The following is a 25,667-nucleotide window of genomic DNA, read 5'->3' as shown; positions in this document are numbered from 1 at the left end:
TGATGAAAGCTATAAAGCGCAAAGAAAGAGTCACTTATATTGAAGAGGCATAGCACCGCTATGGTGATTCAATAAATATATGTTTAGTGTCTATTTCAAAGTGCTTTATGATTGGAATAGATTATCTAATGCATATTTCAGATTAAATACTAATTGAGATGGTCAGTCGAGTAACAAGCTTACCATCCGGCAGACCTCTCTGGAGCTACGCCTTTCAATCTCAAATAAGTAATGTTCTTGCCATGCTCTCTTTGCAAGTGATCCGTCATTGTCAGAATGGCATTTAGTCTAGACATTTTTGAGCCAAACCATTCAATTTCTTCAACAAGATCCTCATCGCTCAATCCTACAATTCCATCTCGAATAAATTTAAATGATGCTTCCAAGCTCTCTATTACAGCTTTTTTACTGCCTGTATCGATTTCTGTTCTTTCTGGTCGCTCGAGTTTTACTGTAGCAGCAAACAGATAGTTAGCACCTGCAGTATGATTTACCAAATCTCCATAGGTAGCCAAACCGTCTATTGGAGAGAATTCAAAGTGATCAGCGGGCATTTTTTTAGTTGATTCGACCACCATTCCAGTCATTCGATCCCAGGCTGAGAGTACCTGCTCATTTGAAATAGGAGATTCTCCATTTTTAATTTCTGATTCGGCAATGTTTTGAGTCGTCCCGCAAGCCAGTGTGAATAGCAGCAGTAGGACCGACCATATCATGTTCTTTTTCATCGTATTTTGATTTTTGATTGTTATGATTTCAAAAGTATGAAGCCAGACGCCTTATCAAAAAGCAAATGATTTGAAGTGTTGAATGAGTGACGAACAGTTCGTCATTCACTCTTTAATACCTCTGCGGGATTAGTCCTAACTGTTTTGAAAGTCATAAAACCAAAGCTTAATAGGATCAAAGCGCCCATGATCAACGTGGACAACACAAACGTGATAGGTGTAATAGCTATGCGATAGGCAAAATCCTGTAGCCACCAATCAGAAAGAAAGAAGGCTCCTGGAAGTCCTATCAAAAGTGAAATCAAGAGTAGATAAATAAAACTCCTGGATAGAATGCCGATCATTTCTGTTAAAGTCCCACCTAATACTTTTCTGATTGCTATTTCTTTCGCTCGTTTCTTGGCTGAATAGGTGGCGATGCCAAGTATACCCGATACAGTCAGTAGGATGGTGATGATACAAAATCCCAAAACCAATCCCTTGAGTTTGCTTTCTGCAAGATACAAGACCTCAAAACGATCATCAAGAAACTCATAACTCAGCGGCGGCAAGTTAGGATATACCTTGTTGCCAGTTTCTTCTACAGCGGCCAGAACCTCTTCGGTATATCTGGGTTCAAATTTGATCGAAGCATAGCCAAATCGGGTCCCGTGATAACTTGCAATGGTCAATGGGTCGATTTCAGAATGGAGCGATTTAAAATTGAAATCCTTGACAATTCCGACTACCCGACCTGTATCCCGCGATGCTATTATTGTTTTTCCAATTGGATCTCTTGTACCAAATACTTTCTTAGTTGCGGTTTCATTTAGCATAAATTCCCTTACGCCCTCCGGCAAACTGGTTTGGAACGACCGGCCTGCCAAAAGCTCTATATCATACGTTTCATTAAAAGTATCATCTGCAAAGAGAAGTCTGGTATTACTTTCTTCTTCAGCTCCCAGTTCCATAAGGCCTTGCATCATAATTCGGTAACCAGGCACAGAAGATGAAGTCGATATCGAGCGTATGCCTGGCATTGTAAGCAACTCATTTTCTAAGGCTTCAAAAGATTTGGAGACAGAAGAGTTGAGAGGGACGAGCAGTACCTGATCCTTTTCAAATCCAAGGTCTTTGCTTTGTATATAGTCTAGTTGACGATAGACGATAATGGAGCCTATTACCAAAACAAGGGAGATGGCAAACTGCATCACGATTAGTGCCTTTCTTGTCAGTCCTATCCGTTTCATAGGGATTGATTGCCCACCAGATTTTATAATCTCAGCCGGTCGGAATCGACTAAGTACCAGGGCTGGGTATATACCGCTAACTACCTGTAGCAAAAAGATGAGAATGCCCAGATATAGCAAATTGCCTGGATTAGTAATCATACTGAGCGGGAGGTCAAGGCCTGAAAAATGGAGAATCCATGGCTCCAGGCCTGTCAGTACAAAGACACATAGTACAGATGCGATAATTAGCAGAAACAAATTCTCACTCATAAACTGTACAATGAGTTGGAATCTACTGGCACCAATCGTCTTGCGGAGACCTATTTCCTTTGCACGATCGAGTCCATGTATGATACTGAGATTAATGAAATTGATACTTGATACAATCAGTACAAATAGCCCAATCGAAAACAAAATATACACATAGAAAATATTACCATTGTCTGCATACTCTTTTTCATGATTGCTGTAAAGGTGTATTTTCTTCAACGGAGTTAGTACCGCGGTCATCTTATCCATTTCCTCTTGATCCATGTTTCTCAAGGAAACAAATTTGCTTTTTAGTGCTGCCTTGGTCAATTCTACGGCATCCTGATTCTCAACCTCGACATAGGTATACACCCAGAAGTTGCGCCATTCTCGCAATCGACTGTCTTTCATCGTGTGTGCAGGGCATAAAAAATCAAATTTCAAATGAGATTGTTCAGGGATATCTTCAATCACACCAGTCACTATTCTAGTTCCTTGCTCACCGCTTTCATTGTCATAGTCGAGAGACAAAGCAATAATTTTTCCCATTGGGTTTTCTTCACCAAAGTACTTTCGAGCCAGACTTTCAGTCAGCACAATTGACATTTTTTCTTTAAGGGCCGTTTTTGGGTCTCCTTGTAACATGGGATAGGAAAACATAGAAAAGACAGTACTATCTACCATAAAACCGCCGGCTTCATAAAATTGCCGTTCACCGAACTTGAATGAGGTATCCCAGATTCGCAGAAACCTGGTCATGTTCTTAACTTCTGGTATGTTTTCCAATGCGTAAATGCCTGCGCCCACAGGAGTAGCAGCCCAAGGCTTGGATTCGAAGGCATAGCCTACGCGGTAAATATTATCTGCACGCTCGTGATGGGAGTCATATGCCAATTCGTATTTGGCGTAGATCAGTGCTATCAAGAAGATTCCAATGCCAATCACGAGATTGATCATGCGAACGCTTCCAGTAAATTTGTTCTTTTTGAAATTTCTAATGGTGAGGAGTAGGACACTTTTCATAGATAAGAAATTTGAGTTGTTAATGAGTTTTTGAAATGATTTGGTTCTAAATAATGAGAAATACTGCAGTACCGCAATGAAATATCGAAGATTCACCACTCGTCTATTACCGTGGGCTGAGTTGTGGTCATACCACTCGTGCAAATCCCCCTGGACCTCTTCGAGATACCGATCCGAACAATACCACTCCAGAAGCCGATCTATCCAAGCAGGTGGTGCATTACGACTCATTATTTATGTATGTTTTGTAAGACAAATCAGTCAATTTTTATTTTTCGTTAGAACTTCAATTGAAACGAGGAAAAATCAAAACTCAATCTCGGCATGCCGGCCCACATTTTACTTCTGAGTTCTCGTACATCATTCAATTGTTGATAGCCTTGTGCTGTGATTTTGTAAAGCCTGCGTCGCCGACCTCCACGTTCTGCAGTTGCACCACCCATGTAAGAAAGGAGGTACCCCTTTTTTTCTAACCGCACCAATACAGTATGAATAGCGCTTAGCGTTAGCTGCCTTGCACTCTTTTCTTTGATTTCGTTCACAATTGTGACTGTGTAGGCATTGCCATCCAATACAGCTGTAGACAATAAAACTAGCTCTTCGAATTCTCCAAGATGAGTTCCCTTCATTGTATTAGTTTGTTATTTGTAAGACAAATATAAATAGATACTGAAAATAAGCAATAGGGTTGCCCTGATTGGTATTTTTTCAAATTTTATGAGGTTGGTAACTTAGAATTGAGATAAGTATTCTGTTGACTATTATTGGTTTACGTTCATTTCCATTCGCCATTTTAATGCATAATGCGATTATCTATTAATTTCATTCATCTTTCTTATCATTTCATTTCATCACATTTTTACGATTAATCTTTTGTTGAGCCGTAAACATCTCAATATTGGCCATAAAGCCGTGGATGTAGCTTACCAAATGATTGATGATATGAATAGAATTATACTTTTTACCATTGGACTAATCTCTCCTAATATCCTACATGCTCAGCCTACAGATACTCTTGTCATTCAAAGAATTACCGGATCAATTGTGGTCGATGGAGTTATAGACGAGTCCGGGTGGAACGAATTGTCACCTTTGCCATTAGTAACCTACAGCCCTGTTTTTGGTAAATCACCTTCAGAACATACAGAGATTCGAGTAGGGTACGATGAAAAATATCTATATCTCTCTGGTAAAATGTATACCAGAAATGCTCAAGACATACAGGGAAATTCTATGATTAGAGATTTGGATTTGGAAGGAGACTTTTTCAACGTGCTCATAGATTCCTACAACGACAATGAGAATATGCTCAATTTTTCGACTACGCCTACTGGCAATCGTCAGGATGCAGAAGTGATCAATGATGCAGAAGGCGATTCATTTTATAATCCCAGCTGGAATGCCTTCTGGGATACGGCGGTCACAATCAATGAAGATGGGTGGTTTAGCGAAATTAGAATACCATTTACGACCCTTAGATTTGATGAAAATGACAATGGAGATGTAATCATGGGACTGATTATCCATAGAAGAATTAGTGCGCTCAACGAGCGACTCATTTTTCCGGCGATTCCTCCCCAATGGAATTTTGCACGAATGAAAGCCTCCAAGGCGCAAAAGATTCTGTTCAAAGGGTTGCGTAGTAAAAGACCGCTGTATGTAGCTCCCTTCGTAGTCTCCGGAGTAGAGCAGCACGAACTATCAGACGGCAATTCAGAATTTAGCACCGATACCCAGGTTGGTCTGGATATTAAATATAGTCTTTCCAATAACATGACGCTTGATGCAACTCTAAACACTGATTTTGCCCAGGTAGAAGCGGATATTACCCAAGTCAATCTCACCAGATTTTCATTGTTTTTTCCCGAAAAACGTCAATTTTTTCAAGAAAGGTCCGGCATTTTCGCTTTTAACACAGGTGGAAACACCCGACTTTTCTATAGTAGAAAAATTGGTCTTTCGGATAGAGGAGAACCCATTAAAATTCTAGGAGGCATGCGCGTGACTGGCAGAGTCAAAAAACTTGATATCGGTCTTATGGATTTGCAGACTGCAAGTTTAGATACACTGGACAGCGAAAACTTTGGCGTGCTACGGTTTAGAAATCAGTTATTCAATAATTATTCCTTTATTGGGGGAATGATGACTTCAAGAATAAACAATTCCGGTGATCGAAACATCAGTTATGGTTTGGATGGTATTTTTAGACTGACGGCCTCAGATTATCTTTCTGTAAAGTGGGCTCATACCGTAAGTGATACATCCGATGAAGCACAAGACGTCTCAATACAGGATGAAGGTACAGCATATGTGTTTTGGGAAAAAAGAGCACTGGACGGTTTTGGTTATAATACTGAATACAGCAGAATAGGAGAACTTTATAATCCAGCTATGGGGTTCATCTTTAGAAAGAATATCACCAGTCTCTCGCAGGGATTTCGATATGGCAAATTGCTGGAAAGTCATGGCCTATTACTCCGATACACACCCTACGTATCTGCTAATGTAATTTATCAGAATGACAGTCATATCTTGAGAGACTACACATTGAGTGGTGGGGTGAATTTTGATTTTCTAACTCGAGCATCAGTGAGCATCGAATATGCTCACTTGTACATCAAACTGGTTGATGATTTTAATTTTCTTAATAGAATATTGATTCCCATCGATGAGTATAGCTATGATAGGGTCACCCTGTCGTACAGCACCTCTCCAGCCAATAATTTTCGAACCACCACAGATATAGAATTTGGGACATTTTTCAATGGATTTAGACGATCTCTTAGCTTCAGTCCGCTCTGGAACGTATCCAAACATTTATCTCTCGGTATGAGATTTGAACACAACTATATCCATTTTAGCGAAAGCGATGAATCCATCGAAGCCGGCATCGCAAGTATTAATCTGACCACAGCGCTCGACATCCATTTGTCCATGTTGGCTTTTGTACAATACAATAGTCTGGAGGAGAATTTAAGTAGCAATATTCGATTGCGTTACAACTTTAGAGAAGGCCATGATTTGTTTTTGGTTTACAATAACCAACTCACGTCAAATGACATGTCAGGTGATGTTCAGCAGATAGCTTCATCCAATGCCGTCACACTCAAATATCTCTATACTATAGTGAAATAGCAATTTCGCTTCCTGTCCATCGCATGGATTTCCACGGTGAAGAAATATCATCATTTATCTATTCTTGGTTTCTCTTTTATACCCATCACTAGGCTCTATGGCCAAATTTGGTTTCATGCTCCTAAGTGAAGAGTAAATATATTTTCAGAATGTGATGTCATTTATTAATTCAAGTGCCTTTAATAGAATACAAGCGCTATTCTTCTATTAACTCTAAGGAGCTACCTTCAAAATAATATCGTATAATGAAGAAGTATTTTATAAAGCCGTCTGTTGTTACCCCGTCTGTATATGTTGACATCAACTCTGGAATAATTGACTTAAGAGGTAAATGCAGTCCGGAGAATCCACTAAAGTTTTACAATGCTGTCACTCGAAGTCTCAGTTTTGTCGATGATGTAGATTTGCAATCCGAATTAAAAGTAAACCTCGCTTTCGTGTATTTTAACACCAGCTCTGCGAAATGTCTCTATACTTTTTTGAATAAATTGAACGAGATGAAATCCAATGGATATAAAATCAGTATCTCATGGTTCTATGAGATAGGCGATGAAGATATGCGAGAATCAGGGCTGGATTTTGGTAGCTACTTCAATATTAACTTTACATTTAAAGAGGTTTTTGAAATTATTCCACTCGGCATCAAGCGAGAGAAATCAAAATATGTATCGAGCCTCATAAATAAATAATCAATACCTAACACCGATATAAACGTATTTCCTATTTGAGAAATAAAATAGCCGTTCAAATACCTTATTTAGTAAATGATGATCGGTTTTTACCTTTGAGTAAGGTTTGAGTTTCAATTTTAATCAAAACTCAAATAAACATCGAAATGAAAAACTTCGTATCACTCACTCTTCTTGCACTTATCTTAGCCACTCACACACGGACAACTGCTCAGCCTAATCCCGATCAGATAGTGCAGGCTACCTTTCAAAAACTAAATACCGGCAAAGTAGAAGAAGCCATCAATGACTTAAACGGAGTGCTCGAGACACAACCTGAGCATGGCGGAGCATTGAGCATGCTGGGCTTGGCTTACAGGAGACAAAAGGACTATGCAAACTCATTGAGCTACTATGAACGAGCGGTGAAAATAAGGCCGGAAAATAGCAATGATCGGTTCAATCTTGGATTGGCCTATGCCTTGACAGAGAACAAAGACGACGCATTTAAGACACTTATGGCAGTCAAAGCAGAGGGCACGGTCAATATCACCAACGTAGGAAACAATCCTGCTGCAGCATTTCTCAAAGACGATCCAAGATACAAGCAGCTTTTCCCAACACTCGAAGAATATGCTGATCCTTTTGTCGAGGAAGGTGCAGAGATCATTCATGACTGGAGCGGCGAAAACGAAAACGATCAGTTTGGTTGGATAGGTAGAAACATAGGCGACGTGGATGGTGACAGTATCATGGATCTCACCACTTCTGCGCCTACAAGCAATGAAGGCGCGGCCAACGCAGGTAAAATCTACGTTTTCTCTGGTGCTACAGGCGAATTAATATGGTCTCACGCCGCAAAAGAAGCTAAAGGTCAACTTGGCATGAGTATAGAGGCTGCCGGAGATGTAAACGGCGACGGTATTCCAGATGTGGTCGCCGGGGCTCCTTATATCAACAAAGCGTTGGTCTTTTCTGGTGCCGATGGTCAGGTGATTTACGAATGGTCAGGAAAAGACAGCAAGGGAGCGTTTGGAATTGGTGTACGGGGAGTTGGAGATGTAAATCAAGACGGACGAGCTGATGTTCTTGTTAGTGAGCCTTATCAAGTATGGGGAGGGCCGTTTAATAGCGACAAAATAGAGCATGCCGGAAAAGTATATTTGTACTCAGGAGCAGATGGAACTGTACTTCAGGAGTGGGAAGGTGAGCGTATTGGCGATGGATTTGGAGCTGCCATTGGAGGAAAAACTTCTGATGGACAATCCCTCTTGATCATAGGGGCACCAAGTGCGGGAGCCAGCAAAGGAGGCAAGGTTTATGTCTATAAAGGAACTAAGCAGTCTTCTTTTTTCACAATAGATGCAGACGAGACTGGAAGCCAATTAGGAGGTATGTTTTTATCCGTAGTCGGGGATGTCAATGGTGATGGCATACCAGATGTATATGCCTCAGATTTCGCTAATACTGCTTTAGGAAGATCTACTGGACGAGCCTATATCCATTCTGGGTCGGATGGTAGCGCGCTCTTAGTATTAACTGGAGAATCTGCCGGAGATGGTTTTGGTATTGGAGTGGCTGATGCGGGAGATACAAACTACGATGGTTTCGATGACTTGGTCATTGGAGCATGGCAGCATGCATCGGCGGCTCCATCAGGAGGAAAGGTCTATGTCTATTCCGGTAAGGATGGCTCTATCTTGCGGACACTGACCGGAAAAGTGGTAGGAGAGACCCTGGGTTTCGATACCACAGGGTTAGGAGATATAAACGGAGATGGTAAAATAGATTTACTCCTTACATCCGCCTGGAGTGCGATTAATGGTACACGCTCGGGCAGAATGTTTGTGGTGGCAGGTAGATAATTGCATTGATCCTAATCTTGGGAAATGGGATTGTTACAAGGATCATGATATCTTGCGTTTCTAAATCATTGTGATTCATCCATGCCCCAAAAGAGCATTAATTTATTTGATCAGCCATTTCCTGATTTGCTGGAGAGAATCAGAAATTCTAAGTTGGCCTATGGCTATGATTATCGCAAGCATGTTATCGAACTTGGATTGGGATCGCAGGAAAGCGTAGGCTATCTGCGACTTCCTTTGCATATGTCGTTGCAGTCAGATTTATTTTTACAGCCTGATCCTTCACGTGTGCTTTACCTCAGTATTGAATCTGGAAATGCCGCAATCATAGTTATGGAATCCAAATCAGCAGTTTATCATACTACCTTTTCGGCATATATGACGCGCAAAAAGCAAGGGGTAAGCCAGATCAAATATCTGAATAAGAAAGGGAAATCTCGTGCTGGATCTCGCGTTAGACTAGCCTCTACCATAGAGTTCTTTGAGAATATTAATACGTCATTGACGAAGCTTCTTGATGAATATCAAATTGACCGGATAGCGATGAATTGTAGCCCAACGCTCATTCCATATCTTTATAATTCTAAGGTGACTTGTCCATTTGATAAGAAGGATGATCGCTTATATAAAATCCCATTGCATATTCAGCAATCCAACTATACGCAATTAGAAAAAGCAATTAAGAAATTGATGGCACCTACTTTATTTTACGACGAGCAATATGAAAATCAGCTCAGTGAACTCACATTGGCTTAGTATTGAATTGAGGTCTGAGATTTATGACACTTTGTTTTGCTCGATAAGAGCTATTTTCTCCAAATTTTCTTTGAGTCTATACTTGATCCCGATATTGGGAGGAATGGAAATCTGTAGGCTAAACTCATGATAGTAATCATCGCCAATACTTAGTCTGTCTTGAATGGATAATGCGGATTCCAGTGCTTTTAGGATCAGATTAAACATGTTGCGAGATTTATAAAGCTGCAATTTTTCATCATGTTCCTCTTTGGATATTTCTTTCACCTTTAGCACATCGATTTCTATGGTAGGGGGAATCGACACCCCGACTCTAAGCTCAGTGGTCTTATAGCCAAACTCTTCAAGTATTGGCAGCAGAGAGATGATTTCATTGGTAAAATCCAAAACCTTGTTTTTGGCTTCGGTACCCATATTTCCAATTTTACTAAGTCCGCTGTTGAGCTTAGATACAGCATCGCCATATACAGACTTTAGCGTTTCTGGTGATTTGTTGATTCCGTCTTTTACTTTACCGATGAGATTCTTCATATATTATTCTTTTCATCAAAATAATAAAAAGAATACAGAGTTGAGGACTGGAATCTTAATTCTCTTAGAATGAGCACTTTGTTGATTATCATCAAGGGACTTAAAAATCCCCACTGGCTCCACCACCGCCGAACTTACCATCGCCTTTCCGTAACACACTTTCGGGCTCCTCGATATCTTGCGGCCCTAATGTTTGTGAGGCTACCAATGCTACGAGGTCTGTATTGTCCCATTTGCCTTGAACAATTTGTTCCCGAGTGAAGCCGTATGGACTGGTTTTTAGGTATTTAATCAATGCCAATGAAATCAGTATCAAAAGGCCACCACCGACAGTCATGGTCACTTCTAAGGGAGCCAGGCTGTAATAATACTTAATTGTGAATATAGATAGTGCTATGGCAAGCAAGCTCATACGAATGAACAGCACCGACCTTTGACTAATGCCCCAAACTAAATAGGCTATAGGAGTAATAAAGGTAAGACCGTAGAAAACAAACGCACCAGGGATGTCTTCTCCACTGGAGAGATCCATACCCATCATTTCTATACTCAGTTCTCGTACTACAAAATAATTTCCACCTAGATAAACAAGTAGCAAAGCCAAGCTATCGAAAAGAATAAAATGATCCTCCCAAAGTAGGTAGTCAACCTTCTTTTGAATCTGCTGGCTCAGCAAAAACAAGGCTGCAAATACAATTATGATAATAAATGGGAGTATAAACAAATACGGTTCAAATGTCAGAAACAGAATGGCCGTCAAACATAAAGTCGCGACAAGCAGCGATAGCAGATCCATATATCTGATCGTACTGATCGATGCAAGCAGCATGGCTATGATCCAATAGACTAGTGCAGAGCTGTGATCAAACCCCAATAGCCCGAAGTAAATGAAAGAGAATCCTGCGTAATATCCCGCTTCTGTAATCCCGGACTTATAGTGTTTCTTAGAAATAATCATAGAACGATCTGTAAAAGCCAGGATAATTGCTCCTACAATGAAGATCACAATACGAATGGTGGCCATGCTTTGATTAGCTACGAGCAATATTACAGGTCCAAGTACGGTTGTCAGTCCGAAATAAGTGGCAATAAAAAGTAGCACTCTCATGAAAATACTTGGAGAAAACAACTCAGAACTGTAGCCAGCCTGGATACCTTTCCACTGATCTTCTTTAATCAATCCAGCGGCAAACCATGTCTTTGCTTTTGCTATGACAAGCTTCTTTTTTACCTCGCCTATGGGGTAGGCTATTAATTTATCAATCATTTGAAAAGTGGTTTCGGTTTTTGACTAGTAAGATGACTCCGCCAATCGCACTTATTGGAAAATAATAGAAATACAGATCGGCATCGATACCAATTGAGATGAACAGATAGGTAAAGGCGATATAACCGCTAATAGACGAATAGAGAAAGAATAGGAATTCTTTCTGTCTCCAACAGTAGTACCCTACACACATCGCAAAAAATAAGAGCGAGAAAGCTATAAGTTCCTCATTATCAGAATCAAACATCAAAGCGAGTGCTCCGAAATAGATCAGAAAAAAACCGAAATTATGATAAGTGAATTTGAAATGACTTTTGATGCCGTTGTGTGCCAGGAAGTAGCCCGATACAAGCAACATGATTCCAAATCCCACACTGATGACATAAATATTGAAGCCTTCCAACAACTCTCCGCTGGACCAATCTACTGGAGACAACGTGAGACCTATGGCCGCTGCGAGAGCTGTAATTCCCATAGAAAGGACCATTTTATTGTCGTATCTATAGGCAAGAAATAAAAACAACAGACCACTCAGTAGTGAAGTCCATCTGACAAGCAACTCAACCAGATCATAGTAGACTTGTATATAGGTGAAGAGAGAGACAATTAACAGTGCCACTAGTACCAGGACATAGTCGAAATAGAAATGCTCGACCTCCACCACTTCCGGTGCGTATGGTTTTGATTTTTTGTGAATATAAACTCCGGCCACTATGATACTCAAGGCCAATAGGCTCATGAGTGCCAGATGTCCAATATCACTCATATTTTGATAAATAATGTAGCCGATCCCTGCTGTGAAAAGCATGATGCCCAGGTACAGTATCAATCTGAGTTCAAAGTATAAGGAGATGATTTTGCGCCGATTTAGCGAGTCCAAAAGCTGATATTGCTCCTTTTCGATGTGGTTTTCATCGAATAGTTGCTGGTGTAGGTTGTCCATATTAACGCTCAAGATAAAATGAAATAATCAATTCGCAAATCATAGAGTTGTGCCATACCAGAATATAAATACTCGCTATAGCTTATTAGCCAAGTAGAGCATTGACATTCATACGGTAAACCTTACCGATCGGAATCTGATGTTTTCCAATCGTGATGCGATTGCCTTCTATCGTTTCAATGTGCCGGGAGGCGACAGCAAAAGATTTATGCACTTGCAAAAAAAGGCCGGTAGGCATCATCTCCAGCACATCTGAGATTTTGGCTCTGGTCAGGATCATATCATTGGTAGAATAGACTTTTGTATAGTTACCAGCGGCCTCCAAATAAAGTAAGTCCTGCAAATCAACCTGCGTATATTTCTTGTCTCCTCGCAGAAAAATACGCTCTATGGTGTTAGACTTGTGCTCAACGGATGGCTTAAGTTGGGAAGTAGTACTAATTGCCTTGTTGACAGCCTTTACGAGCCGTTCAAAGCTGAAAGGTTTCAGGAGATAGTCAATCACATTTAGCTCAAAGCCTTCGAGCGCATGCTCGCTATAAGCCGTCGTTACGATCACTTTGGGTGGTGTTGTGAGTGTTTTTAGAAAGTCAAATCCCTTGAGCTTAGGCATGTTGAGATCAAGAAACATCAAATCTACTTCGTGACCATTCAAATAATCTAGTGCCTCCAGCGCGTCATAGCAGTTTTTCTGCAAGATCATATTGGGAAGCAAGTCGCAGTATCCTTCTATGATTTCATGAGCTATCGGCTCGTCATCTATGATTAAATATCTTATCATTTAGTCTGAAGGGTCAATTGTGCCTTGAATATATCACCATTTGATGAATAGGACAATACATGTTTTTTGGGATACACCAACTGTAATCTTCTCTTTAGATTTTGAAGCCCAATACCAGGAGAGTCTTCAATCTGACCTGGATCGAAATTGTTTTCTATCGCAAAACTAATTTCATTTTCACCGGCTATCAGATGTAGACTGACGTAGGCATTCTCCCTTAGATTTTCTACGCCATGTTTGAAGGCATTTTCTAATAATATAATGAAGAGTAATGGCATAATTTCCAGACCCTCATGCTGAATATGAAGGTTGACCTTAATGTCCGTATGCTTATGATATCGTGCCCTGTGCAACTCGATATAGTTTTGAATGTAGCTCAGTTCCTCCTCAAGAGTTACCCATTCTTTCTGACCCTCATAGATACTGTAGCGCATGAGATCAGATAGTTTGAGTACCATTTCTTTGGCCTGATTTGCATCCTTGTCTATCAAGCCATATAGGTTGTTGAGCGTATTGAAAAAGAAGTGTGGACTCACCTGACTTTGAAGGTGTTGTATCTCAGTGCTTGCTTTTTCCCTTTTCTGAGAAAGAGAAATCCCAATACGGCGAAATAGCCAGCGTGCCGCCCAGTAGGTGAGTAGCACACAATAGATGAAGACAGCAAAAGAGAAAAATGGTTCCTCTAATATCTCTTCGGAGAGCACAAGTAGGATGCCCATTCCTATGGTAAATACCCAATACGAATATTGCCTAATGAAGCCTTTACTTGTCTCTACTATTGATTTCATACTCAATATTAGCTAAGTATCAGACAGCAGACAAAGAAGTTGATGAACTACCAGCAGATGAGTATCAACTGATTCAAAAAAGGGATAAAGTCATTTGGACTCGATCCAATAATTGTGTATCCCCAATTCTGTGTGGTTTGTCACTATTTATTTCTAGTCACTCGCAATGATTCTAGGTTTGATCCCAAACAAAGTCATAAACAATGAATAATCTTATCATTTCGAACCTATCAAAGACCTATGCCAACGGTGTCAAAGCGTTGGACAATGTTTCACTTCAGATACCTACGGGTCTTTTTGGATTGCTTGGTCCAAACGGAGCAGGGAAGTCATCGCTCATGCGCACCTTGGCTACACTGCAAGAAGCGGACGGAGGTACAGTCATGCTCGGAGACACAGATGTACTGACTCAAAAAAATGAGGTACGCCAGATGTTGGGCTACCTGCCTCAGGAGTTTGGGCTCTATCCTAAAGTCTCCGCAGAAGTCTTACTAAACCACCTGGCGGTGCTCAAAGGATTGATTGTAAGAAAAGAGCGAAAAGAGATCGTAAAAAACCTACTGCATAAAACCAATCTGTACGAACATAGAAAGAAGAATCTTGAGGGATATTCGGGAGGAATGAAGCAAAGGTTTGGGATCGCGCAAGCCTTGCTCTCCAACCCTAAGCTAATCATAGTGGACGAACCTACCGCTGGACTCGATCCAGCAGAGCGAAACCGATTTCACAATCTACTCTGCGAACTTGGTGAAAATACCATTGTGATACTATCTACCCATATAGTAGAAGATGTAAAAGAATTGTGTACTCAGATGGCAGTGATCAATCGTGGGCGTGTGTTGCTCACAGGACGACCTGCAGATGCCATAGATCAAATAAAGGGAAAAATATACAGCAAAGAGATCGCTAAAACCGAATTGGAGAGCTATCACAAAAAGTTCAATGTAGTGGCCGAACGGCTGTATCTGGGCAAGCCAATCATACATATTCATAGTGAGATAGATCCAGGAGGCGGATTCAAATCAGTTGCGCCCTCACTTGAAGATGTTTATTTCTCGCAAATATTCGGAAAAAAGCGGGGCTAAAACAGAACAAAAATCAAGACAAGGCACGACTGCAAGATCATCTCAGTCCAAGCCATTTATTACACTCACTGACAATACTAAACGAAATCACATCATGTTATTTGAAATATTCAAATTTGAAATTAAATACCGGGCAAAACGACCAGAGACCTATCTCTATTTTATTATAGTCTTACTCTTTGCTGTCGTAGCCGTAGACTTTATTTTCCATGGAGAAGAACTGGCTCCCCTCAAAAGAAACTCTCCTTATGTGATCGCACGAGTAATGGGAATAGTCTCCGCATTGTTTATGATCATCTCATCCATGATTATGGGTGTGCCAGTGCTGAGAGACTTCGAACATCAAATGGAGTCGTTGTTATTTGTTAACCCCATCAAAAAGAGGGACTATCTGTTAGGCCGTTTCATTGGTTCATTTGTAGTGCTGGTCGGCATCTATTGTGCGCTACCGCTAGGTATGATGTTGGGAGATCTACTGTTTTGGAAGGAGAGTAGCAGTTTGCCATTTCATGTGTGGGCGTATCTTCAGCCCTTTGTCTTTTTGATTTTACCCACGCTCTTTTTTGGTGGGTCTATATTTTTTGTGAGTGGAGCGCTAAGTAGAAAACTCATCGTGGTATATACTCAAGGTTTCTTTTTTTTACTGGTTTATATGTTTGCTATAAGTCTGGCTATAGGTGCTGATGATCTGTTTTATACAGCATTGGTAGAGCCTTTTACATTTCAAACCTTAAGAATAGCCACTCATGAATGGTCCATAGAAGCACGGCAGACAGAATTGATCGTCGTGGAGGGAGTACTTTTATACAACAGGCTGATTTGGTCTGGAATAGGTTTGGTCGCTCTGCTCATTGGATTTAATAGGTTTCAATTTAGTACAGTTCGTGCACGTAAATCGGGCAAAGCTCAAGCGTACATGGAAGACGAGCGGTCAGATCAAGCTAGTGATTCATTAGTGCTGCCAAATCCTACGCAAAGATTTGATCCATGGGCCCAACTACGGCAGTTGTTGCATCATTCGATATTCGGTTTTATGTCTGTGGTCAGGGAAGTGCCTTTCTGGGCAATAGTCCTTTGTGGAATGGGAACATTGGTGCTCAACTCCTTTAATCTGGGCACCGTCCACGGAGTAAACAGCTATCCGACGACCTTTATCCTGGTAGGTGAACTGTTTGAACTTACCGTTTTGTTTTTTCTCTCCATTATTATTTTCTATTCAGGAGAACTCATTTGGAAAGAACGAGAATTGAAAATGAGCGGGGTTTATGACGCCTTGCCCATGTCAGACTTTGTGAGTTTCGCTGGCAAATTTATTGGATTGATGATGGTATGCGCCTTGCTCATTTTGACTTTGATTCTGGCCGGAATGATTTTCCAATCCGTCAATGGATATTTCAAATATGAGTTGGACGTATACTTAACAGGGTTCTTTGTGGAAATATTTCCATTCCTGTTTTTACTCTCAGTCCTGTCGTTCTTTTTTCAAGCCCTGATCAATCATAAATTCTTGAGCCACTTGGTGGTCTTGATATTTCCAGTAGTGATCACGCTTCCGCTAAAACTGTTGGGCTGGGATCACAGCTTATATTCTTTTGGCGGTTCTGGGCTGTCCACTTATTCCGATATGAATGGCTATGGACATTCCATAGAAGGCTTCGTTTGGTCCAAAGTGTATTGGATCTCATTTTCAATTGTATTACTGGTGCTGGCTTCTGTTTTTATCGTCAGAGGCATAGAGACTTCGTGGCGAACAAGATGGCATCAATCAAAGTCTCGAATGACGTCATCATATGTCCGATCTTTGAGTCTGATCATGGGTATTTTCATCCTTACAGGAGGTTATATTTTTTTCAATACCAATATCCTGAACACTTATTCAACCAGTGCTTCAAAAATTGCCTACAGGGCAGACTATGAAAAAACATTGAAACCCTTGACGGAATTGCGACAACCAACTATTGCGGAGGTGAAAATGGAGCTGGAGCTGTATCCTGCCGCCAGAGATTTTACAGTCGAAGGATCTTATTTATTGGTCAACCACAGCAATAGCTCTATCGAGCAAATTCACATTCAAAAATATCCAGATGATCAAATGAATATCAACTATTTGGAGTTCGACAGACCGGTGAATTCAGATTTTACTTATGATAATTATGGATACCTAATCTATCACCTGGAGAACATGCTGGCTCCGGGGGACTCTATTCTGATGTCTTTTAAGCAGACCTATAATACAGCAGGTTTTACTGAGGGATCGACATCAATCGTTGTTAACAATGGGACCTTTCTAGAAAACCTTCATTTCCCAACCTTGGGATATCAATATGATATTGAATTGGACGACGAATCCGATCGCCGTACGCTGGGCTTACCACCAAGTACGGGACTGGCAGATCGCATGGCGAACAGCACAAAGTCAAATAATGCACTCAGTAATTCAGATAATCAGATCAAGTTTGAAATGATCATAAGCACCGATTCCAGCCAGACCGCAGTGACATCAGGACAACTGTTGGATCAGTGGATAGATGGATCACGTAGCTTTTTTCATTACAAAATGAATAAACCAATGTCCAATTTCTATTCAGTATTGTCTGCCGAATACCAAAGCATTTCAGATCGGTGGAGCGAACCAACCTTGGATAATTCGGTCGATCTTGAAATATACTATCACAAAGGGCATGAGAACAATTTGGGTCGTATGATGAAAGGAATGAAAAGTGCGCTGAGCTATTATTCTGAAAATTTCGCGCCCTATCCCTATGAGCAATTACGAATCGTTGAGTCACCTATTTACAAAAATAGAGCGCAATCATTTCCAGGTATGATATCTTTTTCAGAAGGCGTTGGATTCATATTGGATATCAATGACGAAGCAGACGTAGACATGGCATTTTATATTGCAGCACACGAGGTGGCACATCAGTGGTGGGGGCATCTCATCCATCCTGCGAAAGTTAAAGGCATGGACATGCTCTCCGAATCTTTGGCTCAATACTCAGCATTGATGGTGCTCAAAAATGAGTATCCAGAGGAGAAAGTCTACCAGCTGCTCAATCAACAAGCAAACAAGTATCTGAAAAGAAGAACAAGTGAAAAAAGCCTTGAGAGACCCCTGATAGAGGTGGATTCAAATCAAGAATACATCTATTACAGCAAAGGCCTGGTAAGTCTTTTTACACTACATGACTTCATTTCTGAAGACAGTGTAAACAGCGCCCTTTCAAGTTTTATCAAAGATTGGAATAGTTTTGATGGGGCTATTAAATCTACGACTGACAATTATCCAACCGCCGCAGATTTAATGCCATATCTACGCCATGTGACACCTGATAGCCTTCAGCATGTGGTGGATGGTCTCTTTGAAACAGTGACTCTTTATGAACTCGAAGGTTTGGAGGCCGAGGTCATGGATCAGCAGGGTGATAGCTTTGAAATCGGTGTTTCCTTGGATCTCCAAAAGCAAGTTATCGATAGCGTTGGTACATTAGTGCCGGCCCTTGTGAATGACTGGATAGAAATAGCTGTTTTTGCCAAGGATATAGAAGGTGAGGCTCAAATCATTTATCTGAAAAAACATTTGCTTACAAGCAACAAGGTCGAACTGTCCATTACAGTTGATCAACCGCCATACAGGGTCAGGATAGACCCGTTTAACAAAATGATGATCAAAAACGCTAAGAAAAATGAAGTTAGGCCTAAGGTGTTATTAAACTGAGTGTTATGATCTTCAGCGATGATTGGTATCAGTGTCCGTGCTAGTTGCCCGATTCAATCAAGCGCTCGTAGGTGCCATCATCGAAAATCACCTGATAATCAGAGTCGAATAGGGTAGGCCTCAAGTAGAAATCCGTAGAAATCAATTGGGCTCCTGAGGCTTGAGCACTGGCAAACCGGGTAAGATCGTTGGCGCGTGCCTCAATCGTTTCGGAGTCAGTAAGAGTCCTGACGATGTAGCCTTTACTGACCAAACGCTGAATGTCATCAAATCTGGTAAGCGGGTTACTGGCCATAATAATAGCCGCTTCAGGATGACCCTCCGGCTTGTTTACAAATAAGGTGGCGTTGCGCAAACCTGGAAATTCTTCCAGATACCGGTTCGTTTTGGTTTCATTTTCATTCAGAATGAAAAGTAGCTTGCCTTTAGATTCGTCCAGACTGGGCCAGCCGTGATCAAGCATGCCTTGCTCCAGTGATTCAGCGCCACCCCGAATCTGATCGGGTAGGATCAGGTGGTCTGATGAGAATATCTCATTTATTTCGGTGTCTATAGTTGCGATTGCTTCTTGGGTAAATGGAAGAGGGTCGATGGTCATTTCGATCACATCATCTTTAGCCTCGATCAGTATAAATATTGGCGTATGATCCGGGTTGGCATCCGACCAATTCTTGAGTGATATTAGAGCGTCCTTAAACAACAAGTGATGACTTCTAAAATCCACATCTTGTACATGGAAAAGCTTGAGTCCGGGCTCTTGCAGTTTACCTTCTTCATCATAGGGCAACGGTGTATTTCCTGAGGCAATGACGATATCAAGACCCTGTGGATTGGTGTATCTGCCGCCCTCCGGATCATAGTATAAATCAAGTTCGAGATTTCTAAGTCCCAAATTCAATTGTGCTTCTAATGAGATATGCTCATACTCGAGGCTTTCAGCTAGAGATCTAGTAGTGATTTCTGCTACATAGTCCAGGAGTGGTTGTTCTATGGCTTGCTTATAACTGTTGTGACTACCAATGAGTTGGATTTCATTCAGCTTAGTTAAGCTCTGGTTAGAATCCGAATCATCCACACATCCACAATAAATTACTGTAGATATTAGAGCCAATAGCTGAATTTTATTTATGCTCATCACCCCGGGAAATTCACTCGAATCTTTTTCACTACCCAAAAATACAAAAAGAGAGTAAGAGGTATATGGAATCTGCTCGCTATTGGGTCAATCGTGCTGTTCGATTCCATTGGCCAATGAATTCCTATCAGCCAATATTTTTGGTAGTGCATTTTACTCGTTTTGTCGAGAATATTTGGACATCCGTCGAATGTATGGTTATGTTATTAGTATGCGCGCATACTTTGAGCTACATTAGCATCAGGTTAGGTTGGTTTAGGGTTACGTGAGGACGTAACCCTTCTTTTTTTACACAGATTTAGACTTCGGCCTCTTCCACAATTCTTTCAAATCTGAATACCTCTTTCGAGTAAGTCTTTATGTTTTCCGGAGTTACTGCAGATTACATATGAGCAAGCACCATAGCTGCAATCACCAGCATCAAAAAATGATACGAGGTATTGATACCGAATAGTTTCCAGGACTTTTGCTCCCAAGCTACAGCACCGAGATCCATAGGTAGATAAAATCCCATCCAGGTGAAAAATGCAGCCATCATGGCATTGGCAGCAGCAGAAACTTCAGATGGAGGCAGTCCCCAGGTCACTGGATTCCAGGCTGCCATATTATGTGCAAAAACCCAGGCGAACAAAAAGTTGCCTATCACCATGAAAATCATTCCTTTGGCCATAGCCCTGCCAGATGGTTTTTGATTAGGGTCAAACCCCATTTCTTTCGCCCAGGCTTTCCCAAAAAGCGGAGTATACCAAATGAATCCGAAAAAGAAGTTGGCAACTACGGCCACCAATACGGCTACAATACTTACATTAATATCAGGCATAACAATTTAGTTTAGTTGTGAGCCTCAAATGTAAAATCAAATCGAATGTCCGCTGGAGGGCATTGTTGACATCTTTACGGGTTGATAGTGACATGGCCGCCGTATATCTTTGATTTAATATTTTATTCTATTTATGAAACATATATCCGTCATAGTACCAGAAGGCCCGGTAGTGCTCAGCAGTATCGTAGGTACATTCAAACTATTTGGTCAAGTCAATAATTTTCTCGCAGCACAAGGTTTGCCTCCTTGCTATAAGATTCAACTTGTCGGACTCAATCATGAAACACGACTCTATGAGGGGCTTTTTACCATCAATCCTCATGTCACTATAGATCAGGTCAAAAAGACAGATTTGGTGGTAGTCACCACAATCATGGGGGACATGCAGGAGTCCCTGGCACTCAACAAAGACTTTGTACCTTGGATCAATGATATGTATCGGGGTGGAGCAGAAGTGGCCAGCCTATGCATGGGTGCATTTTTACTGGCCGACACAGGATTGTTGGATGGCAAGCGTGCCACTACACATTGGATTGGTACCCAGCAATTTCAAGACATGTTTCCTAATGTCTTATTCCAACAAGACAAGATCATCACGGATGAAAAGGGTACTTATACCAGTGGTGGGGCTTTTTCGTTTTTAAATCTGCTCATTTATTTAATAGAGAAATACAACGGTAGGGATATGGCCATCCTATCCAGTAAACTATTTGAAATAGATATTGACAGGTATAATCAGTCAGAATTCGTCATTTTCGAAGCGCAAAAAGGACACGGCGATGACACCATTCAAAAAGCTCAAGATTATATTGAATCGAATTTTTCTAACTCGATTACTATTGATCAAATGGCCGATGTCGTATCGCTGAGCCGGCGCAATTTTATTAGGAGATTTAAAGCTGCCACACAGAATACTCCCTATGAATATGTACAAAGAGTAAGAGTAGAAGCTGCTAAAAAATCTCTGGAACGTACCACGCAGAACGTGAGTGAAGTCATGATGGAGGTGGGATACTCAGACAGTAAGGCTTTTAGAGGTGTATTTAGAAAGCTCACAGGCTGCTCACCAGTCGAGTACAAAATGAAATATAATAAGTACTCTTCTAAGGTGAGTGGGTCAATCGAGGTTATTACTAATTAAACAAATGATTAAAATATTTGTTTAATACTTGTATTATCATTTATTTTGCCACTCCTAAAGGGTAATGATGAGCACAAACGAGTCTACAGAGGAGAAAATAAAGGCATCAGCCAAAGTGATTTTTATGCAAAAGGGATTTGCTGCTACTAAAACGCGGGACATTGCGGAGCATGCAGACATCAACCTTGCCCTGGTCAATTATTATTTTAGGAGCAAGGAAAACCTCTTTCAACAGATCATGATGGAAAGTATGCAAGGCTTTTTCTCTAGTATGATGAAAGTATTCTTTGACGAAGCTTCTTCCTTGGATGAGAAGCTCAATACATTGGCTTCTGCCTATATAGATATGCTGATTAGTCAGCCCAACATGCCCTTGTTTATACTAAATGAGCTCCAATCCAATCCTGAGAAGTTTGTGAAAAAAGTATCTGCTGGTGCTCATCTAAAAAATTCTGTGTTATTCAAACAAATCATTGAGACACTGGGACCTGATAAAAGTGCTAAGCTCAATCCGGTGCATTTGTTTATGAACCTCATGGGGTTGATTGTTTTTCCTTTTATCGGCAGGCCGATGTTTCATTTTGCTATGGGGGTAGAACAGAAAGAGTTTAATAAAATGATGCAAGAACGTAAAGAGCTAATTCCAATATGGATTAAGGATATGATTTCAGCCTAAAAAAATTTGATTTTAAATTAATCAAATGATTAAAACAAAAATATTAAAATGATATGATAACATCGCAAAAAATCAAATGGATACTGAGTATGCCATTATTCTTATGGTGTTTGAACCTCCTGGGGCAAGGCCAGCAATTGCTACATCTGGACAGCTGTTTGATCCGAGCAGAGAATAATTATCCACTTATCCGGCAATATGACTTGTTGAGCAAGGCACATGATTTTAATATGAGCAATCTTCAAAAAGGGAAACTACCTCAATTGATGATTAGCGGTCAGGCATCTTATCAGTCTGCCGTTACTTCACTGCCCACGGCAGGGTCACCAGTATTGAGTAAGGATCAGTACAAATTATATGGTGAAATCGTGCAGCCACTGACTGATCTGATGGTCATCAATCATCAGAAGAAAATAGCACAAATCGGTCATGAAATAGATCAACGACAGGTCGAGGTACAACTCTATGATATAAAAGAAAGAGTGAGTGAGTTATTTTTTGGTATTCTGCTGCTGCAAAATCAGCAAGCTCAAATTGAACTCACTCAGCGTAATCTGGAATCTGGTTTGAAAACGATAGCCGCCGCAGTGACGCATGGTACAGCGCTTAAAAGTAGTGCGGATCTGTTGAAAGCTGAATTGCTCACGCTGCAGCAAAAAATGACAGAGATTCAAGCGGCTAAATTGGCTTATTCAAAAATGCTCGGGCTTTTCGTTGATCAGGAATTGAGTGTAGAAATATTGCTCGTCACTCCACAGGTGATTGCTCTCGAATCTACGATTAATCGACCAGAGCTGAGTCTATTTGATGCTCGGAGTCGAGCGTTTGATGTGCAAAGTGAGTTGATCAATAAAAACAACCTACCCAAGTTCAACCTATTTCTACAAAGTGGGTGGGGTAGACCAGCGCTCAATTTTCTAAGTAATGATTTTGAGCCTTTTTATATCGGTGGACTGCGACTTTCCTGGAGGCTGTCAAATTATTATAGTTCATCCGGACAAAAGCAAATCTATGCATTGAATCAGCAACAAATCGATACAGAACGCTCAACATTTCTATTCAATACCAACCTGCAACTAAATAGCCATTTCATCGAAATTGATAAAATGGATCAATTGATCCAGCAGGATGAGCAGATTGTTGATTTGCGAGAGCAAATCATCTCCACTGCCAAAGAGCAACTGGCTCAGGGTGTGATCACCTCTAATGATTACAAATCAGCCGTTCTTGACGCCGATCAGGCACGGCAAAAAAGATTGTTTCATGAGATCGAATTAATAAGGATCAAAAATAGATACAAACTCACTTCAGGAAATTGATAAATCTTAAGGCAATGAATAAGAGCATACAAATAGTAAACATTATAGTATTTCTGGCCTACACGGGCTGTGAAGACAAGTCAAATGCATTCGATGCTACAGGCAGTTTTGAAGCCGTAGAAACAATCATTTCTGCCGAAGTTTCAGGGACTTTAATGCAATTCAATTTGAAAGACGGACAGACAGTAGAGCAAGATGCAGAGGTGGGCTACATCGATACCACACAGCTGCACCTGAGCAAGAAACAGGTACAAGCTCAAATGGAAGCCATACTCAGCAGAAAGCCTAATATATCGGCTCAGCTCTCAGCCTTGAATGAAAAGCTAAAAGCGGCAGAAATTGAGGCTGTGAGAATAAAAAACCTGATTAGGTCAGACGCTGCCACGCCAAAACAGCTCGACGATATACAGGCGGAGATAGAAGTGATCAAAGGCAACATCAGAGCGCAGAAATCTACCTTAAACAACAATACCCTAAGCATAGACCGGGAAATAGGACCACTTGAAGTACAAATTGAGCAGATCAATGATCAGATCAAAAAGAGCCTGTTAAAAAGCCCTATGCATGGAACGGTTTTAATGACTTATAGAGAGCAACATGAACAAGTGTCCAGAGGAATGCCTATTTATAAATTAGCTGACATGGAGCAAATGACCTTAAGGGCATATGTCACAGGTAATCAATTGCCCATCATCAAACTAAATCAAAAGGTGAAAGTATACACTGACGATGGCGAAGGAGGATATAAACAGACTGACGGGATACTCTATTGGATCAGCGAAAAGGCCGAGTTTACTCCGAAAACTATTCAGACAAAGGATGAACGAGCCAATAAAGTTTATGCGATCAAAGTTCGCGTTCAAAATGATGGTACCTACAAAATCGGTATGTATGGAGAGGTTGTATTTTAATCGCGAATGAGATGGATATTCAACTGAATTCAATCTGTAAAACGTACCCTGGTGAAGACCAACCGGCTGTTGATAATATAAGCCTGAATGTAGAACAAGGGGAGTTATTCGGTTTGATCGGACCAGATGGAGCCGGCAAAACTACGCTTTTCAGAATCCTCACAACTTTGATGCTGGCAGATTCCGGTGAGGCTTGGGTCAATGGTAAAGAAGTGGTGAAAGACTACAAGTACATACGAAGCAAGATTGGCTATATGCCAGGTAAGTTTTCATTATATCAGGACCTTACAGTTCTTGAGAATTTGCAGTTTTTTGCTAATATTTTTCAAACTACAATAGAGGAAAATCACGACCTCATCAAGGAAATCTATGTACAGATCGAACCTTTTCGACATCGTAGGGCAGGCCAGCTTTCCGGAGGTATGAAACAAAAACTTGCCTTGTGCTGTGCGCTCATTCATAGGCCTACAGTGTTGTTTTTGGACGAACCAACTACTGGAGTGGATTCCGTCTCACGAAAGGAATTTTGGGAAATGCTCGGTAGGCTCAAGTCACAAGGGATTACAATTATGGTATCTACACCCTATATGGATGAGGCAGGCTTGTGTGAAAGGATAGCCTTGATTCAAGAAGGAAAAATACTCTCGGTAAACACGCCTGATATCATCCGGAGTGAATACCCTGCCCATTTATTTGCAGCCCATGCCGATGATATGGGATTGTTGCTAAAGTCACTTAGAGCCAGCGATCTGGTAGCTACAGCCAATGCTTTTGGTAGTGAGCACCACATTACATTGAAAGACAATAATGTAAAATTAAAAGAGGAATTGATCAATCAAATTTCGATTGATGGGCTTTCTATTTCTGCTATTCAGCCCAGTATTGAGGACTGTTTTATCAATCTCATGTAGAAC

At 40.9% G+C, this 25,667-nt stretch carries 21 protein-coding genes; 11 read left to right on the top strand and 10 right to left on the bottom strand.

The genetic code is table 11. From position 1 onward, the window contains the following. Nucleotides 1–179: 179 nt before the first annotated feature. The 3 genes from ABJF11_RS00435 to ABJF11_RS00425 form a co-directional block, all read right to left on the bottom strand. On the bottom strand, nt 180–728 hold the full coding sequence (locus tag ABJF11_RS00435) for a DinB family protein (RefSeq protein ID WP_348117132.1): 549 nt from the start codon (nt 726–728) through the stop codon (nt 180–182). A gap of 101 nt (nt 729–829) precedes the next feature. Next, nucleotides 830–3,442: an ABC transporter permease gene (locus ABJF11_RS00430; RefSeq protein ID WP_348117130.1), complete on the bottom strand. Its 2,613-nt coding sequence runs from the start codon at nt 3,440–3,442 to the stop codon at nt 830–832. 47 nt (nt 3,443–3,489) lie between these two features. Beyond that, the gene (locus ABJF11_RS00425; RefSeq protein WP_348117129.1) at nt 3,490–3,840 is read right to left on the bottom strand and encodes a helix-turn-helix transcriptional regulator; all 351 of its coding nucleotides are present in this window, start codon (nt 3,838–3,840) and stop codon (nt 3,490–3,492) included. Nucleotides 3,841–4,153: 313 nt separating this feature from the next. Here ABJF11_RS00425 and ABJF11_RS00420 point away from each other — a divergent pair, with 313 nt between their 5' ends. From ABJF11_RS00420 to ABJF11_RS00405, 4 genes are all read left to right on the top strand, one after another. Continuing rightward, nucleotides 4,154–6,346 carry a DUF5916 domain-containing protein gene (locus tag ABJF11_RS00420; RefSeq protein WP_348117128.1) on the top strand — a complete coding sequence of 731 codons (2,193 nt, stop codon included), beginning with the start codon at nt 4,154–4,156 and terminating at the stop codon, nt 6,344–6,346. A 245-nt stretch (nt 6,347–6,591) separates the two neighbouring features. Then, a complete protein-coding gene (locus tag ABJF11_RS00415) occupies nt 6,592–7,035 on the top strand; it encodes a DUF1987 domain-containing protein (RefSeq protein ID WP_348117126.1) in 444 nt (147 codons plus the stop codon). 146 nt (nt 7,036–7,181) lie between these two features. Next, nucleotides 7,182–8,879: an FG-GAP-like repeat-containing protein gene (locus tag ABJF11_RS00410; RefSeq protein WP_348117125.1), complete on the top strand. Its 1,698-nt coding sequence runs from the start codon at nt 7,182–7,184 to the stop codon at nt 8,877–8,879. 81 nt (nt 8,880–8,960) lie between these two features. Continuing rightward, nucleotides 8,961–9,635 carry a hypothetical protein gene (locus ABJF11_RS00405; protein ID WP_348117123.1) on the top strand — a complete coding sequence of 225 codons (675 nt, stop codon included), beginning with the start codon at nt 8,961–8,963 and terminating at the stop codon, nt 9,633–9,635. A 21-nt stretch (nt 9,636–9,656) separates the two neighbouring features. On the opposite strand, the gene ABJF11_RS00400 is transcribed toward ABJF11_RS00405, so the two are convergent. The 5 genes from ABJF11_RS00400 to ABJF11_RS00380 form a co-directional block, all read right to left on the bottom strand. After that, entirely contained in the window at nt 9,657–10,166 is a 510-nt protein-coding gene (locus tag ABJF11_RS00400) for a hypothetical protein (protein WP_348117122.1), read from the bottom strand. Between the two features lie 100 nt (nt 10,167–10,266). Continuing rightward, nucleotides 10,267–11,433, bottom strand: coding sequence for a hypothetical protein (locus ABJF11_RS00395; protein WP_348117120.1), 1,167 nt, complete (start codon nt 11,431–11,433; stop codon nt 10,267–10,269). After that, nucleotides 11,426–12,376, bottom strand: coding sequence for a DUF2157 domain-containing protein (locus ABJF11_RS00390; protein WP_348117118.1), 951 nt, complete (start codon nt 12,374–12,376; stop codon nt 11,426–11,428). Before ABJF11_RS00390 ends, ABJF11_RS00395 begins: the two co-directional genes overlap by 8 nt. Before the next feature lie 85 nt (nt 12,377–12,461). Further along, the gene (locus ABJF11_RS00385) at nt 12,462–13,157 is read right to left on the bottom strand and encodes a LytTR family DNA-binding domain-containing protein (RefSeq protein ID WP_348117117.1); all 696 of its coding nucleotides are present in this window, start codon (nt 13,155–13,157) and stop codon (nt 12,462–12,464) included. After that, a complete protein-coding gene (locus ABJF11_RS00380; protein WP_348117116.1) occupies nt 13,154–13,945 on the bottom strand; it encodes a histidine kinase in 792 nt (263 codons plus the stop codon). Before ABJF11_RS00380 ends, ABJF11_RS00385 begins: the two co-directional genes overlap by 4 nt. A 203-nt stretch (nt 13,946–14,148) precedes the next feature. On the opposite strand from ABJF11_RS00380, the gene ABJF11_RS00375 reads away from it, so the two are divergent. Continuing rightward, complete coding sequence (locus tag ABJF11_RS00375) at nt 14,149–15,030, top strand: ABC transporter ATP-binding protein (RefSeq protein WP_348117115.1); 882 nt, start codon at nt 14,149–14,151, stop codon at nt 15,028–15,030. Nucleotides 15,031–15,124: 94 nt separating this feature from the next. Next, the gene (locus ABJF11_RS00370; protein WP_348117114.1) at nt 15,125–18,748 is read left to right on the top strand and encodes a M1 family aminopeptidase; all 3,624 of its coding nucleotides are present in this window, start codon (nt 15,125–15,127) and stop codon (nt 18,746–18,748) included. Nucleotides 18,749–18,788: 40 nt separating this feature from the next. Here ABJF11_RS00370 and ABJF11_RS00365 read toward each other — a convergent pair whose 3' ends face one another. Together ABJF11_RS00365 and ABJF11_RS00360 are read right to left on the bottom strand one after the other, a co-directional pair. Further along, nucleotides 18,789–19,883 carry a phosphatidylinositol-specific phospholipase C1-like protein gene (locus ABJF11_RS00365; protein WP_348117112.1) on the bottom strand — a complete coding sequence of 365 codons (1,095 nt, stop codon included), beginning with the start codon at nt 19,881–19,883 and terminating at the stop codon, nt 18,789–18,791. A gap of 382 nt (nt 19,884–20,265) precedes the next feature. Next, nucleotides 20,266–20,703, bottom strand: coding sequence for a DUF1761 domain-containing protein (locus ABJF11_RS00360; RefSeq protein ID WP_348117111.1), 438 nt, complete (start codon nt 20,701–20,703; stop codon nt 20,266–20,268). Between the two features lie 133 nt (nt 20,704–20,836). Between ABJF11_RS00360 and ABJF11_RS00355 the strand changes: the two genes are divergently transcribed. The 5 genes from ABJF11_RS00355 to ABJF11_RS00335 all read left to right on the top strand — a co-directional run bounded on the left by ABJF11_RS00355 (nt 20,837) and on the right by ABJF11_RS00335 (nt 25,664). Next, on the top strand, nt 20,837–21,847 hold the full coding sequence (locus tag ABJF11_RS00355) for a helix-turn-helix domain-containing protein (protein ID WP_348117109.1): 1,011 nt from the start codon (nt 20,837–20,839) through the stop codon (nt 21,845–21,847). Between the two features lie 64 nt (nt 21,848–21,911). Beyond that, the gene (locus ABJF11_RS00350; protein ID WP_348117107.1) at nt 21,912–22,523 is read left to right on the top strand and encodes a TetR family transcriptional regulator; all 612 of its coding nucleotides are present in this window, start codon (nt 21,912–21,914) and stop codon (nt 22,521–22,523) included. Nucleotides 22,524–22,576: 53 nt separating this feature from the next. After that, nucleotides 22,577–23,842, top strand: a complete 1,266-nt coding sequence (locus tag ABJF11_RS00345) for a TolC family protein (protein WP_348117106.1) — start codon at nt 22,577–22,579, stop codon at nt 23,840–23,842. A 14-nt stretch (nt 23,843–23,856) separates the two neighbouring features. Next, on the top strand, nt 23,857–24,753 hold the full coding sequence (locus ABJF11_RS00340) for an HlyD family efflux transporter periplasmic adaptor subunit (protein WP_348117105.1): 897 nt from the start codon (nt 23,857–23,859) through the stop codon (nt 24,751–24,753). Nucleotides 24,754–24,764: 11 nt separating this feature from the next. Next, the gene (locus ABJF11_RS00335) at nt 24,765–25,664 is read left to right on the top strand and encodes an ABC transporter ATP-binding protein (RefSeq protein ID WP_348117104.1); all 900 of its coding nucleotides are present in this window, start codon (nt 24,765–24,767) and stop codon (nt 25,662–25,664) included. The last annotated feature ends 3 nt before the right edge of the window (nt 25,665–25,667 follow it).

The organism is Reichenbachiella sp. (genome assembly GCF_039941815.1).
Classification (GTDB): Bacteria; Bacteroidota; Bacteroidia; order Cytophagales; family Cyclobacteriaceae; genus Reichenbachiella.
Note: the sequence above shows the minus strand (reverse complement) of the source record. Positions and strands in the feature narration are given on the sequence as shown.